Source organism: Leptospira dzoumogneensis (assembly GCF_004770895.1).
GTDB lineage: Bacteria > Spirochaetota > Leptospiria > Leptospirales > Leptospiraceae > Leptospira_B > Leptospira_B dzoumogneensis.
Window position 1 is genome coordinate 44,211 of the sequence record NZ_RQHS01000022.1, and the last position, 16,621, is coordinate 60,831.

General features: G+C 43.1%; 9 protein-coding genes. 3 read left to right on the forward strand and 6 right to left on the reverse strand.

What is annotated here, in order from left to right; translation table 11 throughout:
* Window positions 1–114: 114 nt before the first annotated feature.
* Entirely contained in the window at window positions 115–4,602 is a 4,488-nt protein-coding gene (gene gltB / locus EHR06_RS17205; protein ID WP_135758139.1) for a glutamate synthase large subunit, read from the reverse strand.
* A 222-nt stretch (window positions 4,603–4,824) separates the two neighbouring features.
* Between gltB and mdtD the strand changes: the two genes are divergently transcribed.
* A complete protein-coding gene (gene mdtD / locus EHR06_RS17210; RefSeq protein WP_135758140.1) occupies window positions 4,825–6,234 on the forward strand; it encodes a multidrug transporter subunit MdtD in 1,410 nt (469 codons plus the stop codon).
* A gap of 89 nt (window positions 6,235–6,323) precedes the next feature.
* Here mdtD and EHR06_RS17215 read toward each other — a convergent pair whose 3' ends face one another.
* From EHR06_RS17215 to EHR06_RS17230, 4 genes are all read right to left on the reverse strand, one after another.
* Window positions 6,324–7,598, reverse strand: coding sequence for a hypothetical protein (locus tag EHR06_RS17215; protein WP_135758141.1), 1,275 nt, complete (start codon window positions 7,596–7,598; stop codon window positions 6,324–6,326).
* A 70-nt stretch (window positions 7,599–7,668) separates the two neighbouring features.
* Entirely contained in the window at window positions 7,669–7,986 is a 318-nt protein-coding gene (locus EHR06_RS17220) for a hypothetical protein (RefSeq protein ID WP_135758142.1), read from the reverse strand.
* A gap of 275 nt (window positions 7,987–8,261) precedes the next feature.
* Window positions 8,262–10,361: an NHL repeat-containing protein gene (locus EHR06_RS17225; RefSeq protein WP_244288646.1), complete on the reverse strand. Its 2,100-nt coding sequence runs from the start codon at window positions 10,359–10,361 to the stop codon at window positions 8,262–8,264.
* Between the two features lie 350 nt (window positions 10,362–10,711).
* Window positions 10,712–11,338: a hypothetical protein gene (locus EHR06_RS17230; RefSeq protein WP_135758143.1), complete on the reverse strand. Its 627-nt coding sequence runs from the start codon at window positions 11,336–11,338 to the stop codon at window positions 10,712–10,714.
* A gap of 192 nt (window positions 11,339–11,530) precedes the next feature.
* Between EHR06_RS17230 and ispG the strand changes: the two genes are divergently transcribed.
* Window positions 11,531–13,528 carry a (E)-4-hydroxy-3-methylbut-2-enyl-diphosphate synthase gene (gene ispG / locus EHR06_RS17235; protein ID WP_135758144.1) on the forward strand — a complete coding sequence of 666 codons (1,998 nt, stop codon included), beginning with the start codon at window positions 11,531–11,533 and terminating at the stop codon, window positions 13,526–13,528.
* 176 nt (window positions 13,529–13,704) lie between these two features.
* On the forward strand, window positions 13,705–14,685 hold the full coding sequence (locus EHR06_RS17240; protein ID WP_244288647.1) for an Lcl C-terminal domain-containing protein: 981 nt from the start codon (window positions 13,705–13,707) through the stop codon (window positions 14,683–14,685).
* Window positions 14,686–14,840: 155 nt separating this feature from the next.
* Here EHR06_RS17240 and EHR06_RS17245 read toward each other — a convergent pair whose 3' ends face one another.
* A complete protein-coding gene (locus EHR06_RS17245) occupies window positions 14,841–16,592 on the reverse strand; it encodes a C45 family autoproteolytic acyltransferase/hydrolase (RefSeq protein ID WP_208757822.1) in 1,752 nt (583 codons plus the stop codon).
* Between the last annotated feature and the right edge of the window lie 29 nt (window positions 16,593–16,621).

The following is a 16,621-nucleotide window of genomic DNA, read 5'->3' on the forward strand; positions in this document are numbered from 1 at the left end:
TAAACCAGTCTATCATCCGTACACAGAGAGGGCAAGGTCTTTTAAGTCCGAATTCTTATCGAACTCATTGCAACCTTGCCCTTCGGTCTGATAGGTTAATTCTAGAAACTTACTTTATTTAGGAGTAACTTTCACGAAATATTTTTTGGAAGCATCCCAAGTTTTCAGGATCTCTTCCGAAAGTTCGGATCCGGTCAACTTAGTGTGTTCAGTAATCAAAGACTTTACGATATCGTAATCTTCATTTTCAAGATCCACGATTTTTACGTATTCTTTATTGATTAAAGGCTCCAATTCCCAGTCTTTTTGGAAGAAATAAGCACTTCCTCCGGTCATACCGGCACCCATATTCTTACCGACTGTTCCCAAACAAACGATGGTCCCACTGGTCATATATTCCAAGAAGTGGTCACCTGCTCCACCTACTACTGCATCCGCTCCGGAGTTCCTAACTCCGAATCTTTCCCCGGCTCTACCGGAACTGAAAAGTTTTCCGGAAGTAGCACCGTAAAGGCAGGTATTACCGATGATCACGTTCTCATACGGTTTCAGTTTGGAACGTCTATGTTTGCGGATCACGATGGTTCCACCGCAGAGTCCTTTTCCTACATAGTCGTTTGCATCCCCGTGAAGAGTGATCTGCACTCCTTTTACGAGCCATGCTCCTAAGGACTGACCTGCAGTTCCTTCCAGAATGATCTCCAGTTTTCCAGGAAGACCTTTGGCTCCGTATTTACGTGCGATAATTCCGGAAACTTTTGCTCCCACAGTCCTGTTCGTATTCTTCACAGAATAAGAAAGGGACATGGAAGTTTTTCCTTCTAACGCAGGCTCCGCATCTTTCAGGATACGGTCGTCCAGAACTTCTCCGACGGATTCTCTTCTTACGAATCTGTCTTTTTTCTTTTTAGGATCGTAAAGAAGAGGAAGACGTACTAGGATCGGATTCAAGTCCAAAGAATCCAAGCGGTCTTGCTCATAACGAGTAATTTGTTTCAGAAGGTCCGTTCTTCCGATGATCTCATCCATAGAGCGGAATCCAAGCTTCGCCAAATACTCACGAACTTCCATTGCAAGAAGTGTCATTAGAGTAGCGACTTGGTCAGGAGATCCTTTATATTTCGCTCTGAACTTAGGATCTTGGGTAGCAATTCCCGTAGGACAGTTATTCAAATGGCATTTTCTTGCCATGATACAACCTAATGCAACAAGAGAAGCAGTTCCAATTCCATACTCTTCTGCACCTAAACATGCAGCGATGATCACGTCCCTTCCGGAAACGATACCGCCGTCAGTACGGAGAACTACTCTGTCTCTCAATCCGTTCATTACTAAAACTTGATGTGTCTCGGAAAGACCAAGCTCCCAAGGAGATCCTGCATGTTTGATAGAAGTTAGAGAAGCCGCTCCGGTTCCTCCCACATGCCCCGAGATCAGGATCACATCGGCGTTTGCTTTTGCAACACCGGCAGCGATCGTCCCCACACCTGCTTCGGATACCAGTTTTACCGATACTTGTGCGGTATGGTTGGCTTGTTTCAAGTCGTAGATCAGCTGAGACAAGTCCTCGATAGAATAAATATCGTGGTGAGGTGGAGGAGAGATCAGGTCGATTCCCTGAGGAGTATGACGGTTCGTCGCGATCTCCTCGTTGTTCTTCTTGCCTGGAAGCTGTCCACCTTCTCCAGGTTTTGCTCCCTGAGCGATCTTGATCTCCAACTCTTTTGCAGAGTTTAGATATTCGGAAGTTACTCCGAATCTTCCGGAAGCTACTTGTTTGATGGAAGAATTCGCTAAGTCTCCCTTCTCATCCACAACGTAACGAGATGGATTTTCTCCACCTTCTCCGGAGGAAGACTTTGCTCCCAAACGGTTCATTGCTACGGCAAGGTCTGTGTGAGCTTCGATGGAAAGTGCACCATGGCTCATACCAGGAGTTAAGAAACGTTTTTGGATCTCGGAAACAGTTTCTACTTCTTCGATTGGAACAGAAGTCCGATCCACGAAATCGAATAGATCTCGGATATTGATCGGATCACTTTCTTCCATTAGTTTAGAAGCTTCTAAGAATGCTTCGTAGTCATTATCCACCGCAGCTTTGCGGATGAATTTTACTACTTTAGGGGACCATCTATGAGGTTGGTCATCCTTCTCGGAGATAAAGTCTTCCGGATTGATCTCTTTGTTAAACGCAGAATCATGGTTGCGCAGGATATTCTGCTCTATACCGCCGATACCGATCCCGGAAATTCTGGAATAAGTTCCCGGGAAGTATTTAGAGATCAGGGTTCTAGAAAGACCGATCGCCTCGAATACCTGTCCGCCCACATAGGACGACATGATGGAAATTCCCATCTTGGACATGATCTTGAGAAGTCCGTCATCCACTCCCGCACGATAGTTAGTGCAAAGAGAAGCAAAAGAAGGACGAGTGCCGTCTTCTGCATCGAAATCTCCCTTGGTCCATAGGTCGTGAAGAGTATCCCAGATCAGATAACTATTCACCCCGGAAGCTCCGTACCCAAGTAGAACGGCCACATTATGGATTTCGAATGCAGATCCTGTCTCTACAAGAATGCTTGTAGCCGCACGTTTTTTATTGCGGATCAAGTGATTATGAACTGCTGCAACTGCCAATTCCATAGGAATAGGAGCGCGATCCTTGTTCAGTTTTTTATCCGAAAGAATTAGGATATTCACTCCGGATTCTGCAGCTTTTATTGCATCCGCAAGCAACTGATCCAATGCAAGTTCTAGATAATTTCTGGCAGCGCCTTCCTCATGATGAGCTTCGAAAGTCGCATCCAAGGTCACAACCTTGTATTGTTTTCCGTCCTTCTCCCTGATCCTTTGTAATCCAAGATTAGTCAGGTACGGATGAGAAAGTACTAAACAGTTCTGAGGCTTTTCGTCCGCGAATAGATTTGTCTTCTTAACAAGACGAGTATAAAGAGAAGTTACTCCCTTCTCCCTTAGATAATCTATCGGCGGATTTGTAACTTGCGCAAATCTCTGGCGGAAGTATGTATACAATCCGATACGAGAAAGCATCAAGATAGAAAGAGGAGTATCATCCCCCATGGAACCGATCGCTTCTTTACCTGCGATCGCCTGAGGTTTGATCACCGCTTTTTGTTTGTATGGAGAATATGCGAAAAGGATCTGTCTTCTTCTTAGATCATCTCCGCTGTAAGTTACGGTTTTAGCGATGGACTCGTCGATAGTTTGGTCCAGATATTCAACATTCTCTTTGGACCATTCTCTATAATCGTATTTTTTCTCGAATAGAGCGTTGACGTCCTCATTGAAGTAGATCTTACCTTCTTTCAGGTTGATCGCTAGCATATCACCAGGACCTAATCTTCCTTTTTTGGTGATGATCTCTTCGTCTATATGAACTAAACCAGTTTCGGAACCCATAACGACTAGTCCGTCTTCGGTCACAACATATCTTGCAGGGCGAAGTCCGTTTCTGTCTAAACTTCCTCCGACCCAGTCACCTTCTGCAAATGCGAGAGCAGCAGGTCCGTCCCATGGTTCGGTCAAAGTGTTATTATATTCGTAGAAGGACTTTAAAGCCTCCGACATCTGAACGTTCTTACTCCATGCATTCGGAATAAGCATCGCTTTGGCATGAAGAACGTCCTTACCGGAACGTACAATCGCTTCCATTGCGTTGTCCAAACTTGCGGAGTCGGATAAATGAGGTCTGATGATCGGATGGATCTCTTTTTGGAACTCTCCCCATTTTTCACAGGCGAGTTCTTCTTCTCTTGCGAGCATCCAAATCCTGTTCCCTACGATGGTATTGATCTCTCCGTTATGTGCAAGAACACGGAAAGGTTGAGCCAATGCCCAGCTTGGGAAAGTGTTGGTAGAATATCTTTGGTGGAAGATACAATAAGGAGAAACCATCTCCTCACTTTTTAGATCCTCATAAAATTGAGAGACCTGGTTCCCGTTAAATAATCCTTTAAAAGTGATCCTTTCAGAAGAGAAGGAACAAATATAGAAGTCCTCGCTCATAGAAAGTTTGAGAGCATCTCTCATCACTTTCTTTTGGATCAGGAATAATTTAGTCTCGAAATCCTCGTTGGACATCCCATCCGGTTTTCCGATCAATACTTGTTCGATCTGAGGACGAGAAGCATTTGCCTTAGGTCCTAAAACCTCAGGATTTACAGGAACATATCTCCAAGCGTAAAGCTTGAAGTTGAATTGCATAAGTGCTGATTCGATGAGGCTTCGGCAAACATCTTGTTTGTCTATGTCCTCTCTTGGTAGGAACACCATACCCACACCGATGGAATCTTCGTCAGGGCGTCTATGACCCATCTCCTCGATGTACTTCGCAAACAGTTTTTTAGGAATACGGATCATGATCCCGGCGCCGTCTCCGGTTTGCATATCTGCATCTACGGCTCCGCGGTGGGTAAGGCATGCGACCGCCTTCAAACCCATGGATACAACTCGGTGATTGGACTCGCCCTTATAAGAAGCGACGAAGCCTACTCCGCAGTTATCGCGCTCGAAGGACTTGTCATATAGACCGTTTTCCTCCAAGTACTTTTGGATCCGCAACTGTTCGTCAAGGTTTAACATCCGCTAAGGTTCCTCTTTAGGGTTGATATAAAATCCGGGACACTGCTCTTGCCTTGGTCCACGGACAGAGGAAACCCCCACCCACGCGATGTTTGGCTGAATTTTGTAGCAAATGTCCGATTCTTAGACCAGTAAATTTGCGAGTGCCTAGTTTGAAAACGATCTTTTTAAAGGAATCCAGTGCCAAATCTCATATATACGACTTATATCGTCTAAGTTCCTATGACAGAAGAATCTAAGGGAACCAAGGCTTTACTTTGGCTCGTGGCCTGCGGCTTTTTTATGCAGACTCTGGACGGGACAATCGTCAATACAGCTCTGCCTGCGATCGCAAAAAATTTAGATGCGAGTCCTCTCCGAATGCAGTCCGTAGTCGTCGCCTATCTGCTCACTATGGCGATGATCATTCCCGCTTCCGGTTGGATTTCCGACAAATTCGGGATACGACAGGTTTTTATCGGGGCCTTATCCTTATTCGCTATAGGTTCTCTTTTCTGCGCTCTTTCTCAGAATCTGACCCAGCTTGTTCTTTCCAGGATTTTGCAAGGTGTAGGAGGAGCACTTTTACTTCCAGTGGGACGTCTCGCACTTCTTCGCTCTGTTCCTCAGGAACAATTCTTACAAGCAATCAGTTTTGTGGCCATCCCAGGTCTGATCGGTCCACTGGTGGGTCCTGTTTTAGGAGGATGGTTAGTAGAAACCGCTTCCTGGCATTGGATCTTTCTGATCAATCTTCCTGTGGGTGTTATAGGGATCATTGCATCTTCCATTTTCATGAAAGGAAATCCGATCCCGAATTCATTCGCATTCGATCTAAAAGGATATCTACTTCTGGCTTTCGGAATGGTTACCTTTTCATTAGCATTGGATGCAGGATCCAGTTTGGGTTTGCAGAAGGCGGGAGTCATTCTTCTTACTATCTTTGGACTGGCAAGCATCGCAGCTTATTGGATCCATGCTGCCAGAACCTCTAGGCCTCTTTTTTCTCCCAAAATTTTTTCCATCCCTACATTAAGCATAGGACTTCTGGGAAATTTATTCTCTAGGTTAGGAAGTTCCAGTATGCCTTTTTTGGTCCCATTATTCTTACAAGTGAATATGGGATATCCTCCCTTTAAAGCAGGTTTAATGCTTTTACCGATGGCAATCGCAGGCATCGGGATCAAAAGATTTGCTCCATTATTAATCTATAAATTAGGTTATAGAAAAGTTTTAGTCACCAATACATTACTGATAGGCCTGAGTATGAGCAGTTTTTTCTGGTTAGAATCCTCGGAGATTTGGTGGATTTTTTCAGTTCAATTATTCTGTTTCGGTGCATTCAACTCTTTCCAATTCACAGCGATGAACACTCTTACTTTAAAAGATCTGAATGGAGAATTTACAAGCAGCGGAAATACGATGCTCTCCATGGTACAAATGTTGGCAATGGGAATGGGAGTCGCATGTGCCGCAGGAGCATTGGAAGCATTCAGAGATCTATTCGGTCAAGATCCGGAAAATATGCTTTTAGCATTTAGAAGCACATTCGCTTGTATGGGAATCATCACTCTATCATCCAGTTTTATCTTTTGGCAGATCAAAAAAGAAGATGGAAGAAGTGCAGTACTAAAAGATTCGGTTTTGGATTGAATCCCCTATCTCGCGCAGAGCCCACTGAGAACACAGAGGGATTCATTTTTACATTTTATCTCAGCGAACTCGGTGCTCTCCGTGCGAAATTAGTTTCTGCGGATAGAAAGGACAGGATTCAAGAATAGATCAGTGAGTATTTTTCTCTGGCTCGCATCAGGGATACGGGAAAGAAGTTGGTCCATCTTTCCTTTGATCTGAGAGAAATCAGGATATTCATCCATGACTCTTAGAATATGAGGCCAAGCTTTTTTTACTAGTTCCGCTACTGCAGGACTTGCGGTTCTTGCTTTATTCCAAGACGCTTCCAATTGGTTTCTGATACGGAAAAAATCACGCCCTAGTTCCAATACTTTTCTGAGTCTGGATTCGGAAAGGCCTGTGCGAGAACCGAGCTGGCCTAGGGTTCCATCCCACTCTACCACTTCTCCCCTGGATTCTTTCAAAAGAGAAGTTTGTAATTGAACAAGTGCGTTCTCTTCAACAGGCAAAGAAGCTACCCAACGTTTATACTCTTCCAATTGTCCTGCTTTTTGGAAAACTCTTACCTTTCCTACCTGGTCCATATATTTAGAAAATGGAATACTCACAGGAGGTTCGGAGAAGCTAGGAGAATCTCCTCCAAAGTCCCCGTCGAAATGAAGATCTTCCACATCTGCAAGTATATCTTCGCCGACTTGCATAGGAGAATCATCTTCTTCTAATTCTTCCACCTTCATGATCAAAGGTTTGCCGGAGAATAGTTCACCATATTTTTTTAATATTTCTTCTAAGATAGGAGTTTCAGGCCCTTTACGAACAGGTACAGGGATCGGTCTCGCAGCTGCACCTGCTGCTGCGGTTTCTCTTGCTACTTCTCCCAAGGCGGCAGCTTCTCTTTTTTTACCGGTAGAAATTTCTACCAGATAGATCATTCCTTCTTCCGATTCGAATCTATGTCCTGCCGGGAATGTGAATCCAAGTCCTTCTAATATCTCGTCGGATATTTTGGAATATTTTTTCTTACGAGGAGTTTGTTCTGCGACAGACTCTTGTTCTATAAGTTTGGTTTTTACCTTATTCAAAGCTCCCAAGAAGTTCCGATTCATATAAGAAGAAAGTTCTTGGGAACCCATTCCTAGGAATTGAGCGAACTGAGGAAGTTGATCGAAAAAATGATCCGTCTTTTGGACGTTACTGGAAATATAAGAGCGGATCTTTGCCTTAAGGGCTTCTTGTTCTTTTGCGGGAATTTTTTTAGCCGAGATCAATGTCCCGAAAAGTTGGATATGAGTATGGAAATAACTTAAAAATTCCCCGTACGCGGTTAGAACGTACTCTCCATGGGAATTTTTTTCTATGACCTTTCTGTCTGGGCCTGCCATAATCCGGATTCGCAGTCAAGTTTTTACAACCCTAGACCGGAATTCAAGACAATTAAGTTACGGATCTTTCTTAAACAGTCTTCGGAATTGTTTCTTCGCTGGGACTTCCGCTGATGATCCTGTATCTCAAAAATGTGTTGCAAGTAGCTTCTTCAGAATAACGAACCAGATCATAGTCCGGACGAGGAGAACGGAAAAAAGAAGAATGTGCCAGACGTTCTGTCACTTCTTTGCGGATATGAGCTCTCGCTTCGTTCCTTCTCATATAAACCGAAGGAACTACTATATCGTTCTTATAAGATAAAATATTATTTCTATAGATGGCAACGGTTAGGCGGATCCGGTAGGATTTATTTTCCGTAAGGTCTTTTGGTTCCAGAAATTCCATGCCTAGGCCCTTTGTTTTGAAAATCTTTCCAGACTTTCTATAACCAAAGTATCGGATTTCCCACCCCCCGATCTCAAATTCGGGCCCTCTATTTTTTTTTTACTTTTGGAAAATTAAAATCCTACCGACAAACGGATTCACACAGAGGACAATTCTCACGCAGAGCCACAGAGTCGCAGAGATTTTTGGGTTTAGTAAACCTTATATCCTCCGCGCCTTAGCGCCTCTGCGTGCCAAAAACCCGCCGTGCCTTCTAAAACTCTGCGCCTCGTCCATCAAGGTAACATAATTTTATGCAGAGACCAAGGGGTTGCGAGGAAAGAAGAATCTCCTGTATCGGAAACATACAATGCAGACGGAGAGATCTGATTCGTAGGTATAGATATCTGGTTCAACTCAGTAAAATTCCCGTCCCTCTTAAACAATTTGTAGCCGTTACCTGAAGTTCCTTCTAATGTATATAAATTCCCGGACTTATCGGTTGTGATCTGTTGGAAAGGAGTCGTAGCAGACTGGACCAAATTATTCCATTCTAAACTAGTAGAATTAAATTTAGAAATAGAAGTGTGGATATCGCTTTCTCCCATTCCGGTCAGCATATGATAAAAATTCCCTGAATAATCGGTTTCCAATTCTACGGTACTCATAATGAATAATTCTCTATAAGGATTATCTAAATAATTCCCGTCCCCTCCTCCATTGATAGAAGAGAAATTCAAATAAGTAAACGTATCTTCTTCTCCAAAATCCACATAGTCGCTGAATACTTTTCCGTCGGTCACGGCAATATTTGTAAATGGAACAAATGAATTCCCGGGCAATGTACGAGTAGTGGCTCCTGTAAAATCAGTTTTGACTTTTACTAAAACCTTTGCATCTAAAGAGTTTCTGCCTGAAATATATAAGAAGTCACCATCAATTTCCAGATCTGAGCCTTGCACGGAAGATCCCTGGAAAGAAGGTAGGGCAAAACTGGAAAGATGAGCCCCGTTTGCATTCAACTTAGTGATCTGTTTTGTAGAATGAAGAATGTAAAAATTCTTCTTATCGTCTCGAACGATCCTCAAAGGAGAGATCCCAACTATACTTGGAGCACAATTGGAGAAGATAGGAGCCGCACAGGAAAGAACAGCGGATCTTTCCGTATCTACGGCCAGAACATTTCCATTACGATTATCTGTTGCAATACTTTGGATGGTAGAAGGTCCGGCGGGATTTATTTTCATAGTCACCGAACCGCCCGACATTCCGCTATGAAAGCGAACCAGATAAGGTCCGTTATCCGGAAAAGTATTCCTCTGAATGGCAACTAATATCTGAGCACCACTCATGGTCATATCAACGATCTGACCTACCGTAATCTCTTTAGATGCGAGTTGAACAGGAGTGTCCCCGCTTATATCATATTGGAACAGCTCGAAATTGGAATTATCCGCAACCAGCAGACTATTATCGGAAGGATGGATATAGATCGCATAAGGTTCTCTGAATGTTCCGGGAAGATCCCAGGTCTTTAGCAGATCCCCTGCGGAAGAATACCTGAAAATACGATCCGTACCCGTATTAAAATTTGCTTCGCTAATATACAAATTTCCGGAAGTATCCAGAGCCAGATCTTTGGGTGAAGAATCCGCAGGAAGATCGATCAAACTTGTTTGGGTGCAATCGGAATTCAGTTCGAATATTTTCATTCCGGCCAAAGCAAAAATACGATTGGCAGGATCTACAACCATCGCCTTAGGAAAGATCCCTGTCCAAACGCCGATCATATCCCCATTCGTATTTATCATATAAACATTTCCACCGCTTGCAACAAGCACTGAGTTCCCAAAAGAAGAAACGGAAAGCGCAGCTCCCGGAAAACCATTCTTAAACCTGGAATAAAGAGAAGTCCCTCCCCCAAGAGAATTCAATTTCGCAGAACAAGAAGAATTGAATCCGACTGTTCCCGTATCAAAAAGACTGATAGGTGAAACTTTACCTTCCGGATCCACAACTTGAACGGCATACTGGAATAAACTTTGGGAATTGGACACCGGATCAATAAAAACAGGATCAGTCACTGAACCGATCTGTTGGTAAGTGGATTCGAATACTAATTTTTTAAAAACTCTGTATTCCTGGGCAGGGACCGGATCCCAACGGATCTCCACCTTATCACTGAATACCGCGTCAGACGCGCTAAGCCATGCAGGAGTTCCCGCCTCTCCAGGAGGAGGATTTTCCCCAGGATTGGAAGAACCGGGGGAAATTGCAGCAAGAAGAGCGGAGACAGGATCCAACCCTCCTCCCTCGGAAGAACAACTTAACATGCAAAAGATCCCGAGCACCGGTAAGATCTTTATAAAACGTTGTTTTCTATATAAAAAGTTCATTTATATTCCCATCTAATGTTTTTCCCAATCAGCTCGTCCCTGGTGTATTTTTCCGAGTTATTTAAAAATTTCTCAGGGTCATTCGGAATGAACGACACAAATCGGGGAACAAACGTCTGTTATACGAATTGATCAAATGTTTTGATCTCAAAACTTCGGACAAATCGGAACGTTATGTGTGTATATGGATTCCCCGGCCAGTTAATAGCACAACAAATCGTGATTATTTTATTTTTAGATTTTTTGATCTTCTGAGAAAAAAAGTGAGCAAAAGCTCAAAATCACTATAGCGCCTGTTACAAAGGTCCTTCTACCAAAACATGTTCAAAAATTGGAATAGAAGCCCGCGATCAGGAAGGAATTAAGGCGCCAGTGTACATTCTTCTTTTTTTCGCCCAAGGAAGTCCCGGAAGCAAAAGAAAAATATAAGAGATTGGAAAAGATTCAAAAATAATCTCTCCATAAAGAGAATTCATCTCGGTGATCCCTAAAAATTTAGAAATTATAATAAAAGAAATAAAAAAAGAAGAAGAAAGTATAAATGCAAAACCGACCGCGATCAGATGCCGGATCCAAATATTTTTCCAAACAAGTTTAGTATCCGTCATCCTATGGAATTGAAAATTCACCTGTGCGGTCCGAATAGAAAGAAGAAGTAAAAGTAATGCCAGAAATATATTATTTCCGCCTCCTGCCGCAATCCCGAACCAAGTCAATGTTGTTCCGAGAAGAATGATAAGGGAATAAATACAAAGAAGAATAACGCTGACCCTGCTTCTAGCGAATCGGACCACTATCCCGAAGATAAAAATAAGAAGAACATCCATATAGAAGTTCCGGAAAGATCCCAATAGAAAGGTGAAAAGAATACTCTGTAAAAACCCGATCAAAAACAAAATATAAGAAGAAAAATTTAAGAAAGACTCCGCCTCTTCCGTGGACTCTATCTTTTTAAAAAAACGTTTCAGTAGATTCATATCGGGTTCCAGCTATACTGCTTATTCCACTTTTCCAGTCAATTTATTCAATTTGCCCGCCCTTTTGGCTGCTACTCTTAGAGGCAGGATGTACTACAAATTCTATAAAAACCTCTCGGATTCGGGTATATTCGGGAAAAATCCTAAATGACAAGCGGTTCGGGCCCTTCTTAATGGAACTAGAGAGCACTCATGAACTTCCGATACAATCATTCTCCATTCTCTTACCAACGCCGCAGGACCAGAGAGGTAAAAGTAGGAGATATTGGGATCGGCGGAAATAATCCGATCCGCATCCAATCTATGATCACTGCGGATACGAGAGATACCGAAAACTCAGTCAGACAAATTCTGGAACTGGAAGCAGCGGGTTGTGAGATCGTTCGATTGACTGTACCTTCTCAACCGGACGCGGATAACTTACCTAATATTCGTAAGGAACTTAAAAAGTTAGGAAGTAAGGTGCCTCTAGTTGCGGACATCCATTTTACTCCGAGCGTTGCAATGAAATCCGTAGAATGGGTGGAGAAGGTCCGTATCAATCCGGGCAACTTCGCCGATAAGAAAAAATTCGCAGTCAGAGATTATACGGATCTAGAATACAAAGAAGAATTAGAAAGGATCTCCGAAGTATTCAGTCCACTCGTACTTCGTTGTAAAGAGTTGGGAGTCTCTATGAGAATAGGGACCAACCACGGTTCCTTATCGGACCGTATTATGAATAAATACGGAGACACACCGCAGGGAATGGTGGAGTCGGCGATAGAATTTATTCGGATCGCAGAAAGTCTTTCTTATAAAGATATTATAGTAAGCATGAAAGCCTCCAATCCGCAAGTGATGGTCCAGGCTTATAGATTATTATGCAGCCGATTCATGGAATTACAGATGGATTATCCGCTGCATCTAGGAGTGACCGAAGCAGGAGACGGAAAAGACGGAAGGATCAAATCCGCAATCGGTATAGGCTCTCTTTTAGAAGACGGACTAGGCGACACTATCAGAGTTTCCTTAACGGAAGATCCGATCCACGAAGTTCCAGTCGCAAGATTACTCGCAGATAAATATAATAAACTTAGATTTCCGGAAACACAAAGCCAAGGATATTCCGAATTCAGAAACCCTTACTCCTACCAAAGATTTTACAGCAGACCGATCCAAGTAGGAAGTCTTTCCCTTGGAGAAAACCATGCGGTTCGGATCGAATCGGTATTACCTTTCGGATCCGAAAGTGGATTTTCGCAGGAGCTCGCTTCCCTTAAAAATTATGCAAGATCCAGATCGTTAGAATTGGAAATGGTTTCAGTACCTTTGCCTACGGACGAATTCCTGAGAGAAGAATGTATTTCCGCAGTTAAAACCTCATCCGTTCCTATGGGAGTCATAGTAGAACAAAACGAATTATTACTCGAAGACATATTAGAAGACCTAATCCCTTTTCCTAAAGTAACAGTGGATCCGTTCCATCATTTCCAAAACAGGGATTCTTTATTAGAATTTTTGCATAAAAGAGAAGGTAAAGGGATCACCGAACTAAACGTCCAAGCCTACCAAATCGAAAGCCTAAAAGGACTTCCTGAAGAATTTAAGAATGCAGGAATAGGATCGGTAGCATTCTCCATCCAAACCTTTCATATATTACACGATTACAGAAAACTCGCACGTATACTCAGCGATTTTGATTATCCGATCTTCTTGAGCACGGAATATCCCGATATGGATACTGCATTGTACGAATCTTCCATCGGGATCGGCGGAATGTTGACCGACGGTATCGGAGACATGCTTCGTATCAAAGTAATCGACAGTGAACCGGAAGCGGTATTACAACTAGGGTTTGATATACTACAAGCAACCAGATTAAGACTTACAAAAACGGAATATATCTCCTGCCCTTCCTGCGGGAGGACCCTATTCGATCTGCAAACCACAACCGCGCGAATCAAAGAAAAAACAGGCCATCTAAAAGGGGTCAAGATAGCAGTCATGGGCTGTATCGTAAACGGCCCCGGAGAAATGGCGGATGCAGATTTCGGCTACGTAGGTGCGGGCCCTGGCAAAGTGCATTTATATCGCGGAAAAGAAATCGTACTCAAAAACGTTCCTTCCGAAGAAGCGGATGAAAGACTCGTCCAGCTGATTAAAGATTCTGGAATGTGGATGGAAAGAGAGTCAGTGACAACATTATAATTTTCTTTTTTTTAGAATTCTCTGTCCGAATCGAACACGAGGAGGTATAGATTAAAAAAACATAAGAATTCTATAAAACAAAAGTTAATTATATGAAAATAAGATCGCTTATTGGATTTTCCCTGCTTCTAACTTCTATTTTGGTTGGTTGCGCCCCCGAAAATAAAAACTATAATTTGGAAACATCTCTATTATTAGGCCTAACAAGCTCCTCTAGTCCTAGTGATCTAACTCCATTTTTAGTACCTGATTCCAATCAAACAGTTTGTTCCGATTCCAGCGGAACTTCTCGCCCTTGCTCCGGAACCGGAGAGGACGGCGAATTTCTGAATACTCCTGCTCCTTATTCCTTGCAGATCCAAGACGGGGGAACCACCGTTCTAGAGGAAAGTTCTAGATTAATTTGGCAAAGATGTTCCTTCGGTACGAATTGGAACGGGACTACTTGCCAGGGAAGTCCGTTAAATTTGTATTGGCAGGCGGCGGATGAATACTGTTCTTCCTTAACTTTAGCGGGGCGAAATTGGAGACTTCCTACTGCAAGAGAAGCTTCTTTATTCGGAGATTTCTCTCAGGTTAATGCAGTTTCCGCAGTTTATTTCCCGAATACTTCTGTAAATACCCATTGGGCATCCACACCGGTTACTTCTTTTTTTGGAAGATATTCCGCATATAGCAACGGTGAGATCGGCCAATCAGATCAAAATAATGGATTAAAAGTCAGATGTGTTTCCGGTCCGAAAATCCCTCAGGCAAATTTTACCGATCTAGGAAATGGAACCGTTAAGGAAGAAAGTACGGGACTATTGATAAAAAAATGTGCACAAGGACAGACGGATGACTCTAATTGCACCGGCACACCGACCGTTTTCAACTGGCAGCAAGCTTTAGACGCATGTAATAATTTGGATTTTGCGGGTAGAACCGATTGGAGATTGCCTACAGCAAGAGAAGCATATTTTCATTCCGAGCCTAGCTATGGAACCATAGATCTACCTTTTGATTATTTCCCTAATAATACGCAGGCTTCTAACGCATGGACTTCCACAAGTACCAGTTATTTCACTCACGCATACACACAGAATTCGTTCTCTTTAGTTGTGGTTTCTAAAACGAATACAACGGCGACGAGAGCCCGCTGCGTAGCAGGTCCTTGAGCTAACATTCCATAGGCAAATCTCGCACAGAGACCACCGAGAACACAAAGCATTGATCGTGAATGTAGGAACTCCTAGAGGCCGACGACCATCAATCTCTGTGACTCAGTATCTCTGTGTGAAAACCCCGCGACTCTTTATTCTCTGAGCCTCTCTTACAGCTCGTTCGCCTCTACGATAATAAAATTCGGAGACACCTGTCTCAATTTTTTAGCGGAATATTTACCCTTATCTTGGAAAACTTTCTGTTTCCAAACCTGAGTAGAAAATTCCGTTTTAGAATTTTTGATCTTATCGTAGAAATGATCCGCTATCTTTTGTTTACCCAAAACCGACTGAGTCCTTGCCAGCCACAATGCACTTTGCTGTTTTCTGAAAGAAGAAGTCTCCAAACTTTCCGCTTGTTCCAATAAGAACGCAGCCTTATTCAGATTTCCTTTTTCCAGATATAAAATTGCTTCTAAGAATAGGATAGAAGGATCCTTGCCCGTAAATTCTTCGTTCGCCTTTTGTAATTCTAGAAGAATATCGTCTATCCCTCCCATGCCGGGATCGTCATTGATCAGCATTGCTTTTTTATAATGTCGGATCGCCGATCCCACCTTAGGATTTTTAGACTTCGGAACCTTCTTCCCTTTAGTTTTCTTAGAGTCCGAAAGATCCAAAAGTTTATAACCAGGTTCTCCCCAAGCCATAGGAATTTCCATATAAGGACCGCTGCTAGTAGGAGCGGTGCCGACAGAGACAAAAATTTTACGAGCTTCTGCACTCATAACCACGGATTTTACGGAAGTGATCTGACGGATCGTGGATCCCATTGTGCGAACTTCTCCGCTGGAACAATCGATAGTGTCATCCAGAAGATCCTGAAGATCTACAACACTGGTCCCCTTCTTCTTCTTTTGAGAAGAAAGAAGTTGTTCCGCTCTATCAAAACGACTGATACAATGGTGATAGAAAACGGGAGCCGCCATGATCTCCCCTTCCTGTAACTTTTCACTTTGGTAATGATTCGTGTTAACAATATGATCTTTTCCTAAATTAGGATAAACCACATCCACATTCCCGTAATTGGTCTCGATGATCGCGGCTTTCGGTCCCTTCTCCTTATGATTCGTAACGATCAAACCCCAGGTAGAATTGATCTTATGTTTTTTAGAAATACTAACGGCTTCTTCAATCGATCTTGCTTCCGAAATGATCTTATGGCCGAAGTCGATCACACCCAAACCGTTAAAGCCTATCTTCTTATGAAAGCGAGTATGGAACGCGATCGTGAGACCTGCCTCATTGAATGCAGTGATCCCGGGAACATCCGCGCCTCTGCATGCAATATAACCGTAACGTAAACCTTTTTCAGGAGTGCAGAAGACAACGATCGGACGTTTGTCCCAAACTTCTACACCAGGAAAATCAAAATTGCGTGCATGATATAATTTACCGTCCTGACTTTGATCTCCCCAAACAGCAACGCTTGTACATGCAGGGATCATCTGAGGACTTCTACCCGGACTCATATGCGCGAGTTCCGGAAGAATTTGGATCATACCCAAAAACCCGACAGAGTTCTGGAAAGAATCCATAGTAAAAAGTTCCTTTTCCAATTTCGCAGAACGACCCGCAGAAGTCAGAGCAGCAATCGTCCTCGCAGAAAACTCAGCAGGTCTATGTTTCATCATCCGCCGAGACATCCAATTTACTAGAAGTGAAGTCGCTCCCTTCGCCAAAAAATTCCGATTGCTGCGAGGCAAACTCCCGAGCAAAAGATTTCGGGCCATCACAGGATAAAAATCGAAGATCGGTTCAAACTGCCCGATCTCATTCATGATCTCGCCGAATTGTCTTCCCATCTCTTCCTGGGAACCCTTGAGTTGTATTACTGCTAGTGGATACGTTTCCGAATTCATGCACCCATCATAACAAAACTTCGCCGACT